Below are 21,476 nucleotides of genomic sequence, written 5' to 3' on the forward strand. Positions count from 1 at the left end.
ATGTTGTTAGGTCAATTTCTCCTCAAGCATGTCAAATATATCGTCCATTTCATCCATTTCAAGGTCACCAGCAGAGAAATCACTTGGCGTAAATTCTCGTTCGTGCTGTGCTAAACAATGAGTCATGATGGATTGGATTTTTTCTTTTAGCAATGCCATGAACTGCTGTATCGTTTGTTCTTCATATTCATCTGTACAATAGGAACACGACATCATGAATCGATTATGTTGAACAAGACCACTGAGATTCAGCTTATAGACAGCTTCTGAATCAGAGCTTGCTTGTCGTCCCATATCATAGGCGGACGGTCTAAAGAGTTCTGTCGTCACTTCTTGATCAATCTGCCCCAGATAGTTCAAGCTGATTTCAGGTTGTACATGCTGTCCTGACGATTCAGTGGCTGTGAGGTATTTTAAAATCCCGTAGCCGATCCCTTTATTCGGGACACGCCGCAGCATCTCTTTCGTTCCTTTAATAGCCTCAGCTACGGTCTGATCCGGCTTTGCTTTCAGTACAACTGGATACATACTCGTAAACCAGCCAACCGTGCGGGAGACATCCAGCCCTGATAAAATATCCTCTCTTCCATGACCTTCAAGCTGCACATGTACATGGGATTCACCTGTCCACTCCTGAACGGCAAGACCGAGCGCACATAGAAGAATATCGTTCATTTCCGTTGTGTACGGTAGATGAATGTCTGTTAAAAGATGCTGGGTTTCAGACTCTGAAAGCTGCATCTGTACTGCTTTTGTTTGAGCAACTTTTCTTTTCGTTACTTCATGATCAACAGGTAAAGTGGTCATTGGCGTCCTGTCAATCTCATTCCAGTACTCACTTTGGCTTTTTAACGGCTTGGACTGTGCGTATCGTTCGATCGCCTCTGCCCATTCTTTAAAGGAGTGGGTTTTAGGCGGTAGGACGAGCGTTTGTCCTTGGGCTGCCTGTTGATAAAGAGACATAAAGTCCTCTAGTAAAATTCGGCATGAGACACCATCAATCACAAGATGGTGTGTCACGATAAGTAAGTGATCGCCATCTTTTGCACGGAAACAGATCACTTTCATGAGCGGACCTGTTTCGAGGTTCAACTGACGCTGATACTCGTTGGCATAGGTGGAAATGGCTTTTTTCACGTCGTGCTCTTTAGAGACATCATGAGAAATAACCGCAATCGGTTCAGTGAGCTCCCGCTGATTGTATTGCAGGATGCTGCCATCCTCTTGCCTGTACACCATGCGCAGTGCATCATGATGTGAAAGTAATTTCTGCATCACTTGTTCTGTCATCAAAAGGTCAAATCCATTTGGCGCATGAAGCATCATCGAGAGATTCCAATGATGCTGGTCAGTGAATGTTCGTTCAAAGAACCAGCGTTGAATTGGAGTCAACATGACTTCCCCTTCAACCGATGATTGGTCGGCTGACAGTTGATCAGCTTCTTCGATATATGGACGGAGCTCGGCAATGGTTGGGTACTGGAATAATAGCTTCATATCAAGCTTCCAGCCCGCTTGTGTGAGCCTGCTTGCCATTTGAATGCCTTTAATCGAATCTCCGCCAAGGAAGAAGAAGTGATCGTGAATGCCGACTTGGCTGACGCCAAGCACGTCTTCCCAAATGCCGCATAGTAGTGTTTCCACTTCGTCTCTTGGCGCTTCGTATGCTGTTTGGTTCGCTTCCATATCAGGTGCTGGCAATGCTTTCAGATCGACCTTGCCATTTGCCGTCATCGGCAGTTGGTCAAGCTTAATGATCCATGAAGGCACCATATAGTCTGGCAACGTTCGTTTTAGACTTTCTTTTAGGTCGGTCGTTTCTTCATCTGTGATGACGTAAGCGGCAAGGGCATCCTGTTCGCTGGCATCTTTCACCGTTGTCACAACTGCTTCTTTGACTTCTGCCAGCGCAAGGAGCTGCGCCTCAATTTCTGACAGCTCAATCCGGAAGCCGCGGATGTTGACCTGATGATCTTTTCTGCCGAGATAGATTAGCTCGCCATCCTCTGTCCATTTCACTAAGTCGCCTGTCAGGTACATACGCTCACCTGGATAAAATGGATCTGGGACAAAGCTTTTCTCTGTTTCCTCCGGAAGATTCCAGTACCCTCTTGCCAGTCCTTTTCCTGCGATCACAAGCTCACCCGGTACGCCTGGCGGCGAGAGATCATATAACGAACCCATAATGTGAAAACGGGTATTGGCAATCGCTGTTCCAATCGGAAGCGTACCTTGATCTGGATCGATGATCCCGCTTGTCGCCACGACGGTGTTTTCTGTCGGACCGTAGTTATTCACGAGTTGATACGGAACAGGCTTCACCTGTTTCAGCTTGTCTCCGCCTGTTAGTAAGTAACGCAGAGAATGGTTCTCCATAGACATAAACTGCTCGCATAGCTGAGTTGGCAGGAATGCAATGGTGATATTTTCGTCATTGAAATACGCATTGAGCTTGATCATATCGAGACGAATCGCTTCATCAATGATGTGCAGCTCTGCGCCGGCAATCCATGTCGGGAACATTTCCCAAACGGAGGCGTCAAAGCCAAAGCCGGCATATTTAGCGGTTCGATCCGCGTTTGTCACTTGGAAGGCATCATTGTGCCAGAACGCAAGATTGACAAGAGAATGGTGCTCAACCATGACACCCTTCGGCTGTCCTGTCGTTCCAGATGTGTAAATCATATAGGCGAGATCTGTTGGTTTGACATGAACCTGAATTTCTTGCGCTTCGCCTTCTACGATATCTTCTATCAACAGGACATGACCTGCAAAGGAAGTTGGTGCAGTTAATCCTTTTTGCATGAGAAGCACCTCTGCCCCGCAGTCTTCCAGCATGTAGGCAATACGCTGCTCCGGATAATCCGCATCAATTGGAACGAATGCCGCACCTGACTTCAGGACGCCAAGGACGGCTGCCGTCATGTCAAGGGACGGACGGGTGAGAATGCCGACGCGGTCTCCTCTTTTTATGCCGTTTGAGATGAGCCTTGAAGCGACTGTATTTGCCCGATTGTTCAGTTCCTCATACGTCCAGCTCGTTCCGCGGAAGGTCGCCGCTTTTTGATGAGGTGTCTGGTATGCCTTAGCCTCAATCAGTGCATGAACCGTTTGATCTGACGGTACATGTAGCACAGGGCCTGACCATTCATTGATCAGTTCTTGTTTTTCCTCTTCATTTAAGATCGAAAGCGATGAAATTGGTTCATTTAGCTTCGCCAGCATCTCGTCTATGATTTGTTCATAATATCGACTCCAACGCTGAATGGTCTTCTTTTTAAACAGCGCCGTTGCATATTCAAAGCGTAAGCCCACTTTGTTCTTTTCTTCGAATATACCGAGCGTTACATCAAATTTTGCATGAACTGTCTCTTGCTGTTTTTGCGAAAGCTTGAATCCATTTAGTTTCGGTAACGTCATATCACGGTCATCCGTTGTCAGCATGACACTAAACAATGGGTTGCGGCTAGTGTCTTTCGGAAGATCTAACTGTGCTACCAATTCCTCAAACGGAAATTCTTGATGTTCATAGGCTGATAGACTTCGATCTTTCATTTTTTCAAGCAATTGTGCTGTCGTTTCCTCGAGCTGCACTTCATGTCGAAGAGCCAGTGTATTCACAAACATGCCTGGAACCCGTTCGATTGAAGCATGTGTACGTCCTGCTGTGACAGCGCCTATAACGATATCTGTCTGCCCAGTTAATTTGGAAAGGAAAATAGCAAATGCCGTTTGCATGACCATGTTCATGCTTACACCTTTTTCAGCCATGAGTGCTTTAATGGTCTGCACCTTCTCAGGAGATAACCATCTATCGACTCGGTCTCCTTCAAATGACTGGACATGAGGGCGCGGAAAATCAAGTGGCAGTGCCAAATCTTCAGGTGGCTCTGCGTATTGCTCCAGCCAATATTGACGCTGTTTCTGGTGCAGCGCTTGCTGCTTTTCTTCCTGCTGCCACACCGCATAATCCTTGTAGTGCAGCTGAACTGGCGGTAACGTCTTTTTCTCATACAGCTCTGCCAATTCTTGAATGAGCAGACTGCGTGTGACACCATCTGCGATGATATGGTGCATATCCATCATGAACACATATTTTTCTTCAGAAAGCTTCGCCATCTTCGCCCTCATTAATGGTGCTTGATGTAATGAGAATGGGGTGATGAATGCGTCTATGACAGGTTGCTCATGACCTTTCTCTACTTCAACAACCTCTAACGTAAACGGCACTCGGCGATACACTTTTTGAACGGGTACGCCGTCAATTTCTACAAAGGCTGTCCGCAATGATTCATGTCGTTCGATCAAGGCTTGCAGCGCTTCTTCTAGCTGCTTTACATCTAGACTGCCTTCCATCATCAATACGGCAGGCATATGGTAAGTCACTGCTTCTGGATGCAGCTGCTGCAACACATACATCCGCTTTTGAGCAGAAGAGACAGGATAGAAATCTTGCTTCTCCGCCGGCTGAATGGATGTCATGTCCGAGGAACCCACTTCTTCTAAATAAGCTGCCATAGCGCGTATCGTTGGCTTTTCAAAAAGGACTTTGAGCGGCACATGCTTGTTCAGCTTGGCTTGCATTTTTGAAATGAGCACCATGCCTTTGAGGGAATGACCTCCCAATTCAAAGAAGTGATCATGCACACCTATTTGTTCAACCGCAAGTACTTCTGACCAAATATCGCAAAGCGTCTGCTCAAGTGCCGTTTTTGGTGCTACATGCACCGCGCGATTCATATGCACCTCGTGCGGAAGCGGCAGAGACTTCGCATCTACCTTTCCGTTTTGCGCGAGCGGGATGTGGTCGACTTTGACAAAGTACGTTGGGATCATATAATCCGGCAGTGTCTCCGCAAGCTTTTCTCTAAACGTCAGTGTTCCAATCGGTTCAGGCGACGTGTAATAAAGGGCAAGCTCTGGTAAACGGGACATATGAAGTACTTTGACATACACCTCTTGAATGGATAATCGTGCACGTGCGGCATGCTCAATTTCCTGCTTCTCAATACGATAGCCGCGGATTTTCACCTGATCATCTATTCTTCCGAGAAATTCAATGTCTCCATTTGCCTGCTGTCTGACCAAATCTCCTGTACGATACATCCGCTCTTCAGAAAAATACGGATTTTCTAGAAAACGCTCTGCCGTTAACTCAGGCTGATTCAAATACCCTCTCGATACACCTTCCCCTGATATATAAAGCTCTCCAGGTGCGCCATAAGGGACGAGGCGCTGCTGACGATTGAGTACGAGCGCTCTTGTATGAGCAATTGGCTGCCCGATCACAGAGCGATCCTTGAGTGTGCCTAGCTCTTGCTTTGTGATCAGCTTGGTCACAATTCCAATGGTTGTCTCTGTCGGGCCGTAGTGGTTCATCACAGCCACACATGGATGCTGCTCCATAAATGTCTCAACGTCCTCAGAGACAATCGGTTCTCCTCCAAGTATGACAAGGCGTAAAGCGTTAAATGCATGATCCTTCGAATCTGCCATCATATGAAATAAGGATGGTGTCATTTTGATATAAGTCAGCTCTTGTTCATCAATTAAACGCATGAGTCGTACCGGGTCTGTATACACATCTTCACGAGGCACATACAGGGTTCCTCCTGCCTTTAAGACAGGGAAAATGCTTGTGTAACCAAGATCATATGCATAAGAAGAAAGAAGTGCCGTCCGATCGCATTCTTGCAATGTCACCTCATTTGTCAGCCAGTTAACGTAGTGTGATAGATTACGATGCGTGAGCTGAACACCCTTCGGTTTTCCTGTTGTCCCAGATGTGTAAATCACATACGAAAGTTGATTGGCTGATGCTTCCGGTAAATCTAACATGCGGCTTTGAAGTACTGCTTTTTCAACCTGCACGACCTGAATCGACTTGTGATGTTGATAGGACCCTGCAAGAGACTCATTTGTTACGATCACTTGTGCACCTGAATCTTCTAACGTGTAATTGATACGTTCCGCAGGGAAGGCCGGATCAATTGGCACAAATGCACCTCCTGCTTTCATCACACCAAGCATTGAAACGATGACATAGACAGAGCGATCAAGAATCAGCGCTACAGTCTTTTCTTTCTCGACGCCACGTATCTTCAGTTCACTGCCAAGCGCATTTGACATGTTTTCCAGCTCGCGGTAAGTGAGCTTCCGTTGATCATCCATCACCGCAATGGCATCTGGTGTTTCCTTTGCCTGACGTGAAAATTGGACGTGGAAAGGCTCATGATGATTTGTTTGCACTTCGTCTTTTTTCTCCAACCGCTCTATTTGCTCATGCTGTTCAAGAATAGGGAGCAAGCCGATCTGTTCCTCCGGGTGTTGGACCGCTTCATGAATAATCGCAAGAAGATGCGTTCCGAATCTGCGGACCGTCTCTTCTTTAAATAACGCCGCTGCATAGTCAAAGCTCAGCTTTAATGCTCCCTCTCGTTCAAATGCTTCTAGAGACAAATCAAATTTGACTGAGTGATGCTGTATGGCATAAGGCGAAATGTGCAGGTCGCCGAGCTTTAGTGCGGGAACCTCCATGTTCTGCATGTTAAATGACACGCTAAAGAGCGGGCTTCGGGTTGTATCACGATCTAACGGAAGACGTGCAATTAACTCTTCAAGCGGATAGCTTTGATGAGCAAAAGCATCAACACTCGTTTCTTTTATTTCTTCAAGCAGCTGTAAAAATGTTTTCGTTTGCTCTGGTTTTCCGCGCATCGCAACGGTGTTGATAAACATCCCCGGCATGTCCTGTATATCAGGATGTGTCCGTCCTGCAACAGGGGAACCAACGATGATATCTTCCTGACCGCTATAGGTGGCAAGCAGCACCTGAAAAGCAGATAACAAGAACATGTACATGGTCGTATCTGTTTTCTGAAGCAGGTCATGAATCCGCTGAGTCGTCGCTTGATCACAGCCAAACATGAATCGTTCTCCTGAAAAATCACGTTCCGCTGGACGCGAATAATCCGTTGGCAGCTCTAATACTGGCAAGTCTCCTTCGAATTGCTTCAGCCAATAGGCTTCATGCTCCTTCTGTTTCTCCGTCTCTTCTTCACTTAACTGCCAGACAGCGTAATCTTTATAATGAATGGTTCTTTCTGCAAGAGCTTCGCCATCATAGGCCTTCGCCAAATCTTGTATGAACGTCTTCATGGAGCTGCCATCTGTAATGAGATGATGCGCTTCCAAGACGAGAAGATGACGGTTTTCACTGATCTTCAACAACTGGGCTCGTAATAAAGGCGCAGTTGTTAAATCAAATGGTGATTGATGTTCAGAAAGAAATGCCTCCGCCTCTTCTTCCTTGATATCATGAACAGGAAGGTCAAATCCCGTCCATTCATTCACTCTTTGAACAATATCTTCTCCATTCATATGAAAACTCGTTCTTAGGATTTCGTGCGTTTGGATCAACTGATCGAACGCCGATTTGAGCCGCTGATATTCGAGCGTTCCTTCAAGCGTTAAGACGATTGGAATATGATAATTCGTGCTGTCTGGTTCAAGTGTCTGCAAAATGTATAAACGGCGCTGAGCTGGTGATACCGGATACTCGTCCGCCTGCTCTGCTGGTAAAATCGGATGCCCCATTTCTTCTTGACCATCCTGATCGATATATGCCGCTAATGAACGAATCGTCGGCTTCTCAAAAATTACTTGAATCGGCATTTCCTTTTGAAGCACCTCTTGAATCTTCGCGGACATCATCATCGCTTTAAGAGAGTGCCCGCCAGCCATGAAGAAATGTTCATCTACTCCTACCGTTTTTCCAAGAAGCTCCTCCCAAATTTGAGCGAGTGCCTTTTCTGTCTCCGTCTCAGGCGGAATGATTTCCTTTTTCTCCTGATACGCTTCGTCCGGCTTTGGTAAAGCTTTTCGATCTACCTTGCCGTTCGATGTGAGCGTAAAAGCCTCCAGTTTCATCACATGGTGCGGCACCATATAAGCTGGCAGCTCTTGATTAAATAAATCTCGCACTTCTTCTTCTGTCATTGTCCCTGTGAAGTAAGCGGTGATTTCCTTTTCATCTGAGGAAAACGAATGGACAAGCACAACCGCATCATCTATGCCCGCTTTTTGCTGAAGCACTGATTCAATTTCACCAAGCTCAATACGGAAGCCTCGAATTTTCACCTGATCATCTGTCCGGCCGAGGAATTCGATTTGGCCATCCGCGCCATACCGAGCCAAATCCCCTGTTCGATACAAACGGCCTGACGGCTTAAAAGGATTTGCCATGAATACTTGATTGGTCAAATCTGGACGATGGAGATACCCTCTTGCGACACCATCCCCGCCAACATACAGCTCTCCTGGCGCTCCAATTGGCTGCAATCGTTGATCATCATCTAAAATATAAGCCGACGAATGGTTAATCGGCTGGCCAATTGGAATTGGACCCGTTTCATCTCCTCTTACTTCGTAAATGGTCGAGATGGTTGTATTTTCTGTTGGACCATAGGCATTCAGCAAGACAAGTGCTGGATGATGCTGTTTCACAAGCTCCGCACTCTTCACATTGATCACGTCACCGCCTGTAATTAATGTGGTTAATCCTTTGAACATTTGTGGCCGCTGCTGAGCGAGCTGATTAAATAATCCAGTCGTTAAAAAGAGCGTCGTGATCTGATGTGTTTGGATAAATTGTTCAAATCGATGAATATCCAATAAAGTATCGCGGTCAACAGGATACAGCGTCGCCCCACCCAGCAGCGTGGTAAAGATTTCAAAGGTAATGGCGTCAAAGCTGACGGCCCCTGTATGAGCCATACGATCCGACTTATTCAAGCCTAATTTCTCCTGAGAGCAAGCCAATCTCACAATATGCTGATGCTCAATTTGAACCCCTTTTGGCTGTCCAGTTGATCCCGATGTATACATGATATACGCCAAGTGAGATGGAGACATCCTGACTGATACATCCATGTGTGAGTGATGAGGCTGACTCGTCACATGTACAGCCTTGATCTGTTCATCAACTGGCGGCTGACTATCAGCATGAAGCAAAATGGATGCGCCACTGTCCTCAAGCATAAATCGGATTCTTTCTTCAGGCTGCGAAGGATCAATCGGCACATAAGCTGCCCCTGCGTGCAGAACTGCTAAAATGGCAATCACCGCATCAGCTGATCGGTTCATATACACTGCAACAGCATCTCCTGGCTGTACGCCTTTCTCAATAAGACTGCCAGCTAAACGACTGATTTCTTGTCCGAGCTCCTCGTACGTGAATGTTTGATCGCCTTCAACTAATGCCAGATGGTCAGGCTGCGCCTTCACACGTTCATTGAGCAGCTCAGGAATAGACAGATGCTTCGGATAATCTCGCTCCGTCTGATTCCACGCTTTGATCTGCTGCTTCTCCTCTTCCGTGATACACGTCACGTCCTGAAGGCGTACTTCAGGGTTTTGGATGATTTGCTTCATGAGATTGGTTAGATGTTTCGATATGTTTTCAATGATCTTTTCTTCAAAAGCTATGGCGTTGTATTTGATTTTCAATGTCCATGTTTCACCTGGATACACAAGGATATTTAGGTCAAAATTCGTTTGTTCAAATCCGTCCTTTACATCAATGGAAAAACCAAGACGTGCAGACATGGTGTCACCAGACAGCTCCTGATCTAAAGGATAGTTTTCAAACCCAACCAAATGATCAAAAAGCTGCCCTCCAGCAGCTGTCTTCTGCTGAATGTCATAAAGCGGCATAAAATCATAGTTTTCCGCTTCCAGTGCGTGCTGCTGAACCTTTTGAAACAGCTGTTTAAACGTCTGTTTCTGATCCAATGTCACTCGAACGGGTATCGTATTGATAAACAGCCCTGCCATGCGCTCAATTCCAGATACACTTGGAGGTCTGCCCGATACAACGGTGCCGAATGTGACGTCATCAGCTGCATGATAGGTGCCTAAAAGAACAGACCAGACAGCCTGAAACAGGTTCGGGGCTGTCACTTGGCATTGTCTTGCTACATTTTGAATGGCTTGTACCGTTTGAGCATCCCATGTAAACGTCCATTCCTGATGGTCGTATTGTCCGTTCGCTTCTTTTTGCTGCAGCAGCCCTTGATGCTGAACCGCTCCATCTAGACGCTCCTGCCAATAGCTTTCCGCTTCTTGTTTATTTTGCTTTCCAAGCCACTGGATATAATCTGCATAAGGCTTACCCTGTGAGCGATCCGGCGTTCGACCGTTCCGAAAAGATTCATAGTAATGAAACAGTTTTTTCATTAAAACACCCATGGACCAACCATCCATGATGATGTGATGGTTGCTCCAAATTAGATGCCAATTTGTTTCATTTAGTTGAAAAACAGCGACCTTCAATAACAGATCATTTGTTAAATGAAATCCTTGCTTTCTCACTTGTTTTTTATATTGATCCAATACCTTTTGCTGCTCTTGATGATTCAGATGTGATAGATCCTCTCGATACACATCGAGATGACGTTCAGCAAGTACAACCTGACGAGGCTTTTGTAATTGTTGATAAACAAAGGCTGTACGGAGAATGTCATATGTCCGTATGAGCTCATTGAGACTTTTTTCAAAAAGAGCGTGATCAAATTCTCCGCTTATTCCAAGCTCAAGCTGTGTGAAATAAGAGGAGGAATTAGGGTCTAGCATGGCATGATACAGCATGCCCTCCTGCATGGGTGTTAAAGGATATACCTTTTGAATCTTCTGCTTGCTCATATGTCCACCTCTTCGTTTGCTTAAAATATATCCATTAGCTTTTCAAGTTCATCCATCGTGAGATCTTCATCCCCTACATCACTAGGTGTCATCTGGGTTTCCTCCTGTGATACGCAATGTGAGATCAGCGCCTTCACATTCTTTTCAAGAAGGTCCTTGAATTGTTCCATCGTACGTTCTTCAAATTCAAGATGATGATAAGAAATCGTCACATGGAGCATGGCTTGTTCGACGAAACCAACAATATCAAGTGCATGAGGTTTCTCTGATTCAGGACTCAGCGATTGTCCTGGATGCCACGTTGAACGGCTTAACTCACCGCTGATCTGTTCATCAAACTGACCAAGATAGTTAAAGCTGATATGTGGCGCGAGCTCAAATGAGATATCGTCCTTCATCTTGTCAGGGGTTAAATATTTTAATATGCCATAGCCGATTCCCTTGTTCGGAATGTGCCTGAGTTCCTCTTTTAAATGCTTGATCTGATAAGAAAGATCGTCTGCATGCGACATATCCAGTAACACAGGATACATACTTGTAAACCAGCCAATCGTCCGTGATACATTGACCGCAGGGAGGATGTTCTCTCTTCCGTGTCCTTCAAGATGAATAAAGTGTCTGTCTTCACCAGTCCACTCTTTCATGGACAATCCGAGTGCTGTCAGCAAAATATCATTGATGTCTGTTTGATATGCTTCATGTACATCTGTCAGCAGACTGCGCGTTTCCTCCTCAGACAATGTAAAACGAATGGTCTGTGTATGAAGCATCCGCTGATCCTCCGTCACATGATCCTTTTGAAGCGGTGTAACAGAATGCGCAAGTACCTTTTTCCAATAAGCTCTTTCCGACAGCAACTCATCTGACATCGCGTATTCCGTCAGCTTCTGGGCATATTCTTGGAAAGAGTGTGTTTTTTCAGGAAGTGTCAGGATTTCCCCGCGCTTCGACTGTTCATAAAGAGCCATAAAATCTTCAAGGAAAATACGCCATGACACACCATCGATGACAAGATGATGTACAGCGAGCAGTAAATGATCCCCTTGATCCGTTCGGAAAATGGCTGGCTTTACTAAAGGTCCTTCCGCTAGCGATATACTCGCCTGCACTTCATTTGCCAGGTTTTCTACCTGCTGGATTTGCTGCGACAGTTCCCCTTGTACTTCTACCACATCAACAGCCACCAAATTTTCTTCGATTTTTCGATGACGCTGGATTACGCGTCCTTCTTCAAGCGGATACACCATTCGCAAGGCATCATGATGGATCATGAGCTGCTCCAACACTTGCTGAACGATGGTTTCATCCAAGCCATTTGGCGCTTGGAGCATAACTGATTGGTTCCAATGGTGCTGACTCGTAAAGTTTCGTTCAAAGAACCAGCGCTGAATTGGTGTGAAAATGACTTCCCCTTCGACAGGTGATTGGTCGGCTGTCAGTTGATCAGCTTCTTCGATATATGGGCGCAGCTCCGCAATCGTTGGGTATTGGAAAAGCAGTTTCATATCAAGCTTCCAGCCCGCTTGTGTGAGCCTGCTTGCCATTTGAATGCCTTTAATCGAATCTCCGCCAAGGAAGAAGAAGTGATCGTGAATGCCGACTTGGCTGACGCCAAGCACGTCTTCCCAAATGCCGCATAGTAGTGTTTCCACTTCGTCTCTTGGTGCTTCGTATGCTGTTTGGTTCGCTTCCATATTTGGTGCTGGCAATGCTTTCAGATCGACCTTGCCATTTGCCGTCATCGGCAGTTGGTCAAGCTTAATGATCCAAGAAGGCACCATATAGTCTGGCAACGTGCGTTTTAGACTTTCTTTCAGGTCGGTCGTTTCTTCATCTGTGATGACGTAAGCGGCAAGGGCATCCTGTTCGCTGGCATCTTTGACCGTTGTCACGACTGCTTCTTTGATTTCCGAAAGTGCAAGAAGCTGCGCTTCAATTTCTGACAGCTCAATCCGGAAGCCGCGGATGTTGACCTGATGGTCTTTTCTGCCGAGATAGATCAGCTCACCATCCTCCGTCCATTTCACTAAATCGCCTGTCAGGTACATGCGCTCACCTGGATAAAATGGATCTGGGACAAAGCTTTTCTCTGTTTCCTCTGGAAGATTCCAGTACCCTCTTGCCAGTCCTTTTCCTGCGATCACAAGCTCACCCGGTACGCCTGGCGGCGAGAGATCATATAACGAACCCATAATGTAAAAACGAGTATTGGCAATCGCTGTTCCGATCGGAAGCGTGCCTTGATCTGGCTCGATGATCCCGCTTGTCGCTACGACTGTGTTTTCAGTTGGACCGTAGTTATTCACGAGTTGATATGGAACAGGCTTTACCTGTTTCAGCTTGTCTCCTCCTGTTAGTAAGTAACGCAAGGAGTGATTGTCCATCGACATAAACTGCTCGCATAGCTGAGTCGGCAGGAATGCAATGGTGATATTTTCGTCATTGAAATACGCATTGAGCTTGATCATATCGAGACGAATCGCTTCATCAATGATGTGCAGCTCTGCGCCGGCGATCCATGTCGGGAACATTTCCCAAATGGAAGCATCAAAGCCAAAGCCGGCATATTTAGCGGTTCGATCCGCATTGGTCACTTGGAAGGCATCATTGTGCCAGAACGCAAGATTCACAAGGGACTGGTGCTCAACCATGACACCCTTCGGCTGTCCTGTCGTTCCAGATGTGTAAATCATATAGGCGAGATCTGTTGGTTTGACATGAACCTGAATGTCTTGTGCTTCGCCTTCTACGGTATCTTCTATCAACAGGACATGACCTGCAAAGGAAGTTGGTGCAGTTAATCCTTTTTGCATGAGAAGAACCTCTGCCCCGCAGTCTTCCAGCATGTAGGCAATACGCTGATCCGGATAATCCGCATCAATTGGAACGAATGTCGCACCTGTCTTGAGGACGCCAAGGACGGCTGCCGTCATGTCAAGGGACGGACGGGTGAGAATGCCGACACGATCTCCTCGTTTTATGCCCCTTGAGATAAGTCTTGAAGCGACTCTATTCGCCCGGCTGTTCAGCTCTTCATACGTCCAGCTCGTTCCGCAGAAGGTCGCCGCTTTTTGATGAGGTGCTTCAAATGCCTTAGCCTCGATCAGTTCATAAACCGTTTGATCTGACGGAACGTCTAGGACAGGACCTGACCATTCGTTGAGCATTTTTTGCTGCTGCTTCGGTGATAATAGCTGCATTTGATCTAGCGATTGTTCTGGCGCTGATACCATTTGTTCTAATAAATGAAGGAAAAACTCCTTCCACTTTTCAATCGACGACTGTTGAAAGATAGAAGTATTAAAATCGAACACAAGCTCAATGTGATCAGCCGATTCGTTTCCAGTTAAGGTCAAATCAAATTTGGCGATATTCTCTTCGAATGGCTCCGGAACAATATGAAGTCCATCCATCGTTAAATTACGGATATCCGCATTTTCCATCGAGAACACCACATCAAAGATTGGATGACGGCTAGTGTCTCGAACCGCTTGTACTCGGTCTACCAATTCTTCAAATGGGTACAACTGATGCTCATTTGCCTCTAACACAAGCTGATGAACATTTGACGCAAATTCTGCGGCTGTCAGATGTCCTGCTGGCTTTGTTCTAAGTGCCAGCGTGTTCACAAACATACCAATGACAGATTGAATATCAGGATGAGTTCTGCCTACAATCGGCGAACCGATGATGATATCTTCTTGTCTTGATAGCTTGCTTAGAAGGGTACTGTAGCAAGTGAGTAGCACTGTATACGTCGTACTGTTGAGTGCTCTGACCAGCTCATCCAATTTCGCTTTAAGCGGCCCATTGATTGTAAATGAGACACGATCTCCTGCGAATGTTTGCACTTTTGGTCTTGGCAGATCTTCTGGGAGTGCCAGTACAGGCAGTTCTCCTTCTAATTGCTCCAGCCAAAACGCCTCTTCAGCTCTTTTTTGTGCAGCAAACGTCTCGCTTTTTGACCAAACCGCATAATCCTTATATTGAACAGGTAATTCCTCTAGCTTGTCTCCTCGATACAAGGCTGAAAGCTCTTCAATTAAAATGCCCACAGATGCACCATCTGAAATGATATGATGCATATCAATCAGTAAATAATGGACATTTACGGAAGCAGAAACTAGACCTACTCTGAGTAGAGGCGCCTTTTCTATATCAAAAGGACGGATAAAATCATTCATCAATTCCTGTATGTCTCTTCCGTTCCCTTCGATTGTCTCAATGTCTACGGAGATGTTTGGTTCAATCCGTTGAACAGGTTCATTCTGAACAAAATCAAAGCTCGTTCGGAATGCTTCATGACGATGGACAAGCTGTTCAATCGCTTTTTTAAATCGTTTTTCATCAAAAGCACCTTCTAGCTTTAAAGCAGCCGGCATATGATAGCTTTGCTCCGCATCGGTCATTTTCTCCAATACAAACAGTCTTTTCTGAGCAGATGTCACTGGATAATAGGCCGCTTCTTCTGCGATCTCCACTCGCTTGATCTCCGTTTGATCCGCTTGATCAACCGCCAAGGCAAACGCCTCTAATGTTGGTGATTCAAATAAAGACTTCAAAGTGAGCTCCACATGCATCTCTTCATACAGCTTGTTCAGCATTTTCATGCCGCGTAGCGAATGGCCGCCGCATTCAAAGAAATGATCGTTCCTGCCGATTCGCGGCACTTCAAGAACTTCCTCCCAAATGCGCGCTACGTGATGCTCTGTTTCGGTTTGAGGAGGGAAATACTCATTTATCCCCTGCTCACTTAGGTCAGGCACCGGCAACGCTCGCCTATCTACCTTGCCGTTATTCGTCAACGGAAGCTCGTCTAATTGCATGAAGAATGACGGCATCATATACACAGGCAGTTCACGTCCTGCTTGCTCGCGCAAATCAGTTAATGAGACGGATCCTTCGGCTGTAAAATATGCACATAATGTGTCATTTGGGGCTGCAATGACGACGGCTTCCTTTAATTGCGGATGGCGCAGCAGCTGATGCTCAATTTCTCCAAGTTCAATACGCTGACCACGAATCTTCACTTGATGATCGATTCGTCCAATGAATTCAATCTCTCCATTTGACAGCCAGCGGGCAAGATCACCCGTTTTATACATGACCTCACCAGGGCGGAAAGGATTTTCCACGAATTTTTCACTTGTGAGTTTTGGCTGCCCATAATATCCTTTTACCAGTCCATCACCAGCGACACATAGCTCTCCTGCTACACCTGGCGGTTGCAGCTGTCCAAATTCATCTACAATATAAACAGCCGTTTGACTCACTGGCTTTCCGATTGGAATGGATAACGCCTGCTCCTCAATGTGATTCACTGGATAATACGTAGTGAAAATCGTACTTTCAGAAGGACCGTACATATGAACAAGCTTGCCTTCCCCTACCGTTTCAAGTGCAGTCATGACATGAGGTACGGAAGCACGTTCTCCGCCAAATAGAACTTTTCTGACGTTCTTTAGGCTGTCTTTTTTCATATCGATAAGTAAGTGAAAAAGAGCTGTCGTGATCATTAAAATACTGACTTTCTCCTTCTCAATCGCTCCAGAAAGCTCATTCATGTTTAAGATATGATCCTTTGGCAGAACAATCAGTTTCGCACCGTTTAATAAAGCACCAAACACATCGAACATAAAAGCATCAAATACATAGTTTGATAGGCTCATCACCGTGTCTTCATGATGAATGGCAAGATAATTTGATTGCTTCACTGTTCTCAAAATGTTCCGGTGTGTCACCATATTTCCTTTAGGTTTTCCAGTTGTACCAGATGTATAGGTCAAATTCGCCAAATCCTCTGGCAATACCCGAATATCTATATTGCTGTCTGATTGCTGAACAATTCCACGATCTTCTGTTTCGATGATGGTTCCCTCGAAAGAAGCAAGCACCGAACGATGGCGCAGCACTTGATGTGTCAGTAAGAATTGCGCACCGCTGTCTGTTAAAAAGTGCTTCACGCGTTCATCAGGGAAATCAGGATCAATTGGTACATAGACGCCGCCCGCCTTAAGTATAGCTAGAACAGAGAGTACCATCTCATTAGATCGTTCAAAGAATAAGGCTGCTTTCATCCCTCTTTCAAACCCATGTTCACGTAAATAATGAGCCAGCTGATTCACACGGTCATTTAGTTCTTGGTAAGAAAGAATCACACCTTCACATTGGAGGGCAGACTTATGACCGTGCGCCTGCACCTGTGCTTCAAACTGCGTCACAATGGTTTCTTCTGACGGATAAGGCGTCGGTAACGGATTCCACAGATTCAGTTGAGCTTCTGCTTCTTGTTCAGAGAGTAATCGATAAGATCGAATCGCCTCCTCCGGCGCTTGAACCATCTGCTTCAGCAAATACATATAATGATGTAGCATCTGCTCAGCTGTACTTCGTTTAAATAGCGCCGTACTGTAATCGAGGACAAAGGATAACCCTTGATCTGACTCCATCGCTTGCAGCGTTAAATCAAACTTTGCAATATGGAAATTGGTTTCTTCGATTTCAACTTGCATTTCTCCTATATGCTGGGCTGATTCATGATCTGGCATGAGTGTAAAAACGGTATCGAATAATGGATGACGGCTAAAATCCCTTGGCACATTCAGTTTTTCAAGCAGTCGTTCAAATGGATATTGCTGATGCTCAAATGCATGCATCGTCTTTTCCTTCACTTGCTCGATCAACTGCGACATGGTTCCATTCGGATCAACCTCGGACCGCAAAGCAAGTGTCTGGACAAACATGCCAATCATGTCATCCAAGTCTGCATGCACACGCCCCGCCGCCGGTGTTCCAACCACGAATTCCTTTTGACCCGTGTACTTCGCAAGCAATGTATAGTAAGCAGAAAGCAGAACCGTATACAGTGTCGTATGGTGTTTTGCCGCTAGCTCCTGTAATTGCCGCTTTAACGTTTCATTGATTTCTTTGATCACACGATCCCCTGCAAACGACTGGACCGCTGGGCGCTGATAATCGGTCAGCAGCTGTAAAGCAGGAAGATCACCCGAAAATTCCTGCAGCCAGAATGCTTCTTCTTTTTGAAAATCTTGTTGTTCTTGCCAAACAGCATAGTCCTGATATTGAAGCTTCAATGGGTCTTTGACCGATCCCTCGTAAGCATCTGACAGCTCACGCAGCATCAAATCAATCGAAAGACCATCTGAAATCAGGTGATGCATATCGAAAAAGAGCAGGTGCTCCTGATCATGTAATGACTTCAACCCAATGCGAAGAAGTGGTGCACACTCAAGGTCAAAGGGTCTGACAAATTGCTGCATATTTTCTTCCATCGTACCGCCTGTTAGCTGCTCTATTTGAAAAGGCACGGATGGAGCTACCCGTTGACGCGGAACACCTTTCAACGTATGAAAAGACGTACGCAGCATATCATGACGTGTGATGAGTTTTTCAAAGGCTTCCGTCAGCTTCTCTTGATGCAGCGTTCCTTTTAACCTCACAACAGCTGGCATATGGTATGCAGTGCTTTGCTCTAATTGACTCACCATATAAACACGCTGCTGTGGAGGTGACAATGGGTAATGGTCTAAGGCAGGTGCTTTAGGTATCACCGTTTCAGAAGATGTTTCCGCTTGCTCAATGTAGGCAGCCAAAGCGGCAATGGTCTGCTGTTCAAATAAAACGGACAGCGGCACCTCCACCTGAAAATCTCGCTGCACATGTGTGAGTACAGTCATTGCTTTCAGTGAATGCCCCCCTCGTTCGAAGAAGGAATCATATATACCAATCTTCTCTTGACCAAGAATTTCTTCCCACAAACGTACAAGCTTCGTTTCGAGACCGTTTCTAGGCGCAGCATAAACAGCTTGGACGGCTTTATCACCTTTTAAGGCAGCAAGCGCACGACGATCGACTTTGCCACTGACTGTGAGTGGAAATGCATCGAGCTCTTTGAAATAGAGCGGCATCATGTAAGCTGGTAGCTGATGTTTGATAGCGGCTTGAAGTATGTCAACTGACACATTTTCATGACGAGCTTGATAGTAAGCACTTAACGCCTTTTCCCCGTCCGCTTCTTCGACAACAAGTACGACAGCTTGATCCACTCCATCTACCTGCTCCATCACTGCTTCAATTTCGCCTGTTTCTATGCGGTAACCCCTAATTTTCACTTGATCATCCATTCTGCCAAGATAATCAATTGTGCCATCAGGAAGCCATCTGACTAGATCCCCTGTTCGATACATCCGCTCATCTGGAGAAAATGGATCTGCCGTAAATACTTTCTCCGTCAATTCAGGCTGATTCACATAGCCTCGTCCAACACCTATCCCTGCAACGCACAGTTCTCCAGCAGCCCCCTGTACCTGTAATTGATCATGGTCATTTAAAATGTAAAGACGGTGATGACCGAGCGGCTTTCCGATTGACACATAACGCTGCTGTTCAGAGGATTCGCGCAGCTCACTTAGTTCTAGGCGATGAACCGCCGCATCGACACACGTCTCAGTCGGACCATACACATTCCACAAAGTAAAATCAGGCTCACTCATCCGAACCGCTTCGATAAGAGAATATGCTGCTTTCGCAGGCAATGCTTCTCCCCCAACTAACATATGCCTCAAGGACAGCCCATCTAATTCCGTTGCAAGTAAAAGCTGCACATGCGCCGGTGTTCCGTCTGCTGCTTCAATTTGATGTTTTTTATAATAAGCCGCTAATTGAACACCATTTCTCGTTGTTTCTCGCGGGATGATATGAAGCGTATGCCCAAATAATAGCGCAGCAAAGATTTGTTTCACCGATGCATCAAAATGGAATGGTGCAAGAAGCGCCATTTGAAGCTCACTCGCCTCTTCATAAATCTCATGATGCAAGGCATGGACCAAATGATGCAGCTGAAGATGCTCAATCATGACGCCCTTCGGCTTTCCAGTCGTCCCCGATGTATAAATCATATAAGCCAAATCCTCTGGTACCGACTGATCTACAAGCTGAGGCAGCAGTTCATCATCTAATGCGATTTGCTGCTGCACGACCATTTTTTCCGAGAGAGCACGGTATGTTGAAACGAACGATTCCTCAGTTAACACAATGGAAGCACCAGAATCCTCCACAATATATTGAATACGCTCCTCAGGTAATGCCGGGTCAATCGGTACATACGCCCCGCCAGCCTTTAATATGCCGAAGATCGACACCATAGCCTCTGCCTTCCGATCCATTAGGACAGCAACAGGCACATCACGCGAGACACCTTTCATTTGTAAAAAACGCGCCAGCTTTTCTGCCTTTTGAAACAGTTCTCCATAAGTAAATGCTCCATTTTCTGCTACAACAGCTGTTCGCTCTGCATACTTATTGGCTGTCTCATCAAACAGGTGGTGAACCGGCTTTTCAGCTGGCTTTTCAAAAGGTTTTCTCTCAGATAATTGAAGCAGTTCCTTTTGTTCATCTGGTGGAAGTAAAGGGAGTTTCCCGATCAGCTGGTCAGGCTGGGAGACTGCCGCTTCTAGTATGATTAAGAATCGATCAAACATCTTACTGATTTCTTCTTCGGTGAATACATCTGTACGGTAGTCCAAATCAATGGTCAATGTATCAGTATCCCAGCGGTCCTTTACATGAATGGAAATATCATTCATTCCGCTCCCGCTAAAGATCGGTTCAGTAATGAAAGACAGATTCTCTTTTTTCTGCCACTGCATGACCTGGTATTCTAAAGAAATATCAAAAAGGCGTCCTGTAAACCCTTCTCTTTCTCGCAAATCATTCATGAGGAGATTGTAAGGGTACTTTTGGTGACGCAAGATCTTCATTTGATCCGCCATGACCTGTTTGACAAAATCAAGAAATGTTTGCGACCCCTGAACAGATGCACGCATCGGAATCGTGGAAACAAACATACCAATCATCTTTTTTTCTTTGGCGTTTGTTCGGTTGCCCATAAAGGTTCCAAGAACAACATCCCCCATGCCGCTAAAACGATGTAAATATACATAAACAGTGGACATAAACATCGAGAGCATACTGACTTTCTGCTCCTCACAAAACGCACGAAGTTTCTCCTTCAAAGAATCTGGAATATCCCCTGAAAATCGCTCCGCATGTAAACTCATCTCGTATCCCTTATGCGGTTTTAATGAAGCGAAATCTGGAATATTGGCAAATTGCTCATTCCAAAAAGCTTGGTCTTTTTGAAATCGTTTAGAAGTTTCATAGCTTTGCTCACTCATGATGTGGTCAACGAAGGAAATCTCCTCAACCGGTGAGATGTCTACCTCCTGCAGCATGTCCTGGTATAAGTCGATGATGCGATTTCCCATTAAGATAATGGAGATGCCATCCGCCACAATATGATGTGCTTTACAAAACAGCCAGCACTCTTGATCACTGATTTGAAAGACCGTAAATTCAATCAAGGGACTGTCAATCAACGGCATCGGCTCACGGATTTGCTCATTCGCCCAAGCCCTCACTTTTTCTTCACTCCAGCCCTTTTCCATGCGAATCGGCTGTTCTTCATAAGGCTTGATATATTGAACAGGCTCCTCCTGCTCATGTCGATACACCAGCCTCAACCGAAGGGAGTCAGTTTGGCGAATGTACGCTTGAAGCACGTCAACGACCAAAGATGGATCTAAACCTGATACCGATCTCAATCTGGCGAATCCACCCAAATTAGAAATACTTGTACCTGGATAAAATCTTTCCGTGTAGAATACTCGCTTTTGCGCATGTGTTAAGGGGTAATAAACTGTATTCATTTTCATCCTCCGCCTCTTCTATGTTTTTTCCACCAATGTGACAACCCT

2 protein-coding genes are annotated in these 21,476 nt (G+C 45.7%); both read right to left on the minus strand.

What is annotated here, in order from left to right; genetic code table 11:
* Positions 1–6: 6 nt before the first annotated feature.
* Positions 7–10,701, minus strand: coding sequence for a non-ribosomal peptide synthetase (locus QRN39_RS00625; protein WP_284905722.1), 10,695 nt, complete (start codon positions 10,699–10,701; stop codon positions 7–9).
* 20 nt (positions 10,702–10,721) lie between these two features.
* Positions 10,722–21,428 (minus strand): non-ribosomal peptide synthetase, encoded by a 10,707-nt coding sequence (locus QRN39_RS00630; protein ID WP_284905724.1) that lies wholly within the window; start codon positions 21,426–21,428, stop codon positions 10,722–10,724.
* Positions 21,429–21,476: the final 48 nt, after the last annotated feature.

This window comes from Bacillus sp. lyk4-R2A-2, assembly GCF_030209735.1.
GTDB lineage: Bacteria > Bacillota > Bacilli > Bacillales > Bacillaceae > Bacillus > Bacillus pumilus.

Bases quoted from the DNA above. Each gene is read 5' to 3' on its own strand.
- QRN39_RS00630 (WP_284905724.1), bottom strand. From the start codon at position 21,428: ATGAATACAGTTTATTACCCCTTAACACATGCGCAAAAGCGAGTATTC.
- QRN39_RS00625 (WP_284905722.1), bottom strand. From the start codon at position 10,701: ATGAGCAAGCAGAAGATTCAAAAGGTATATCCTTTAACACCCATGCAG.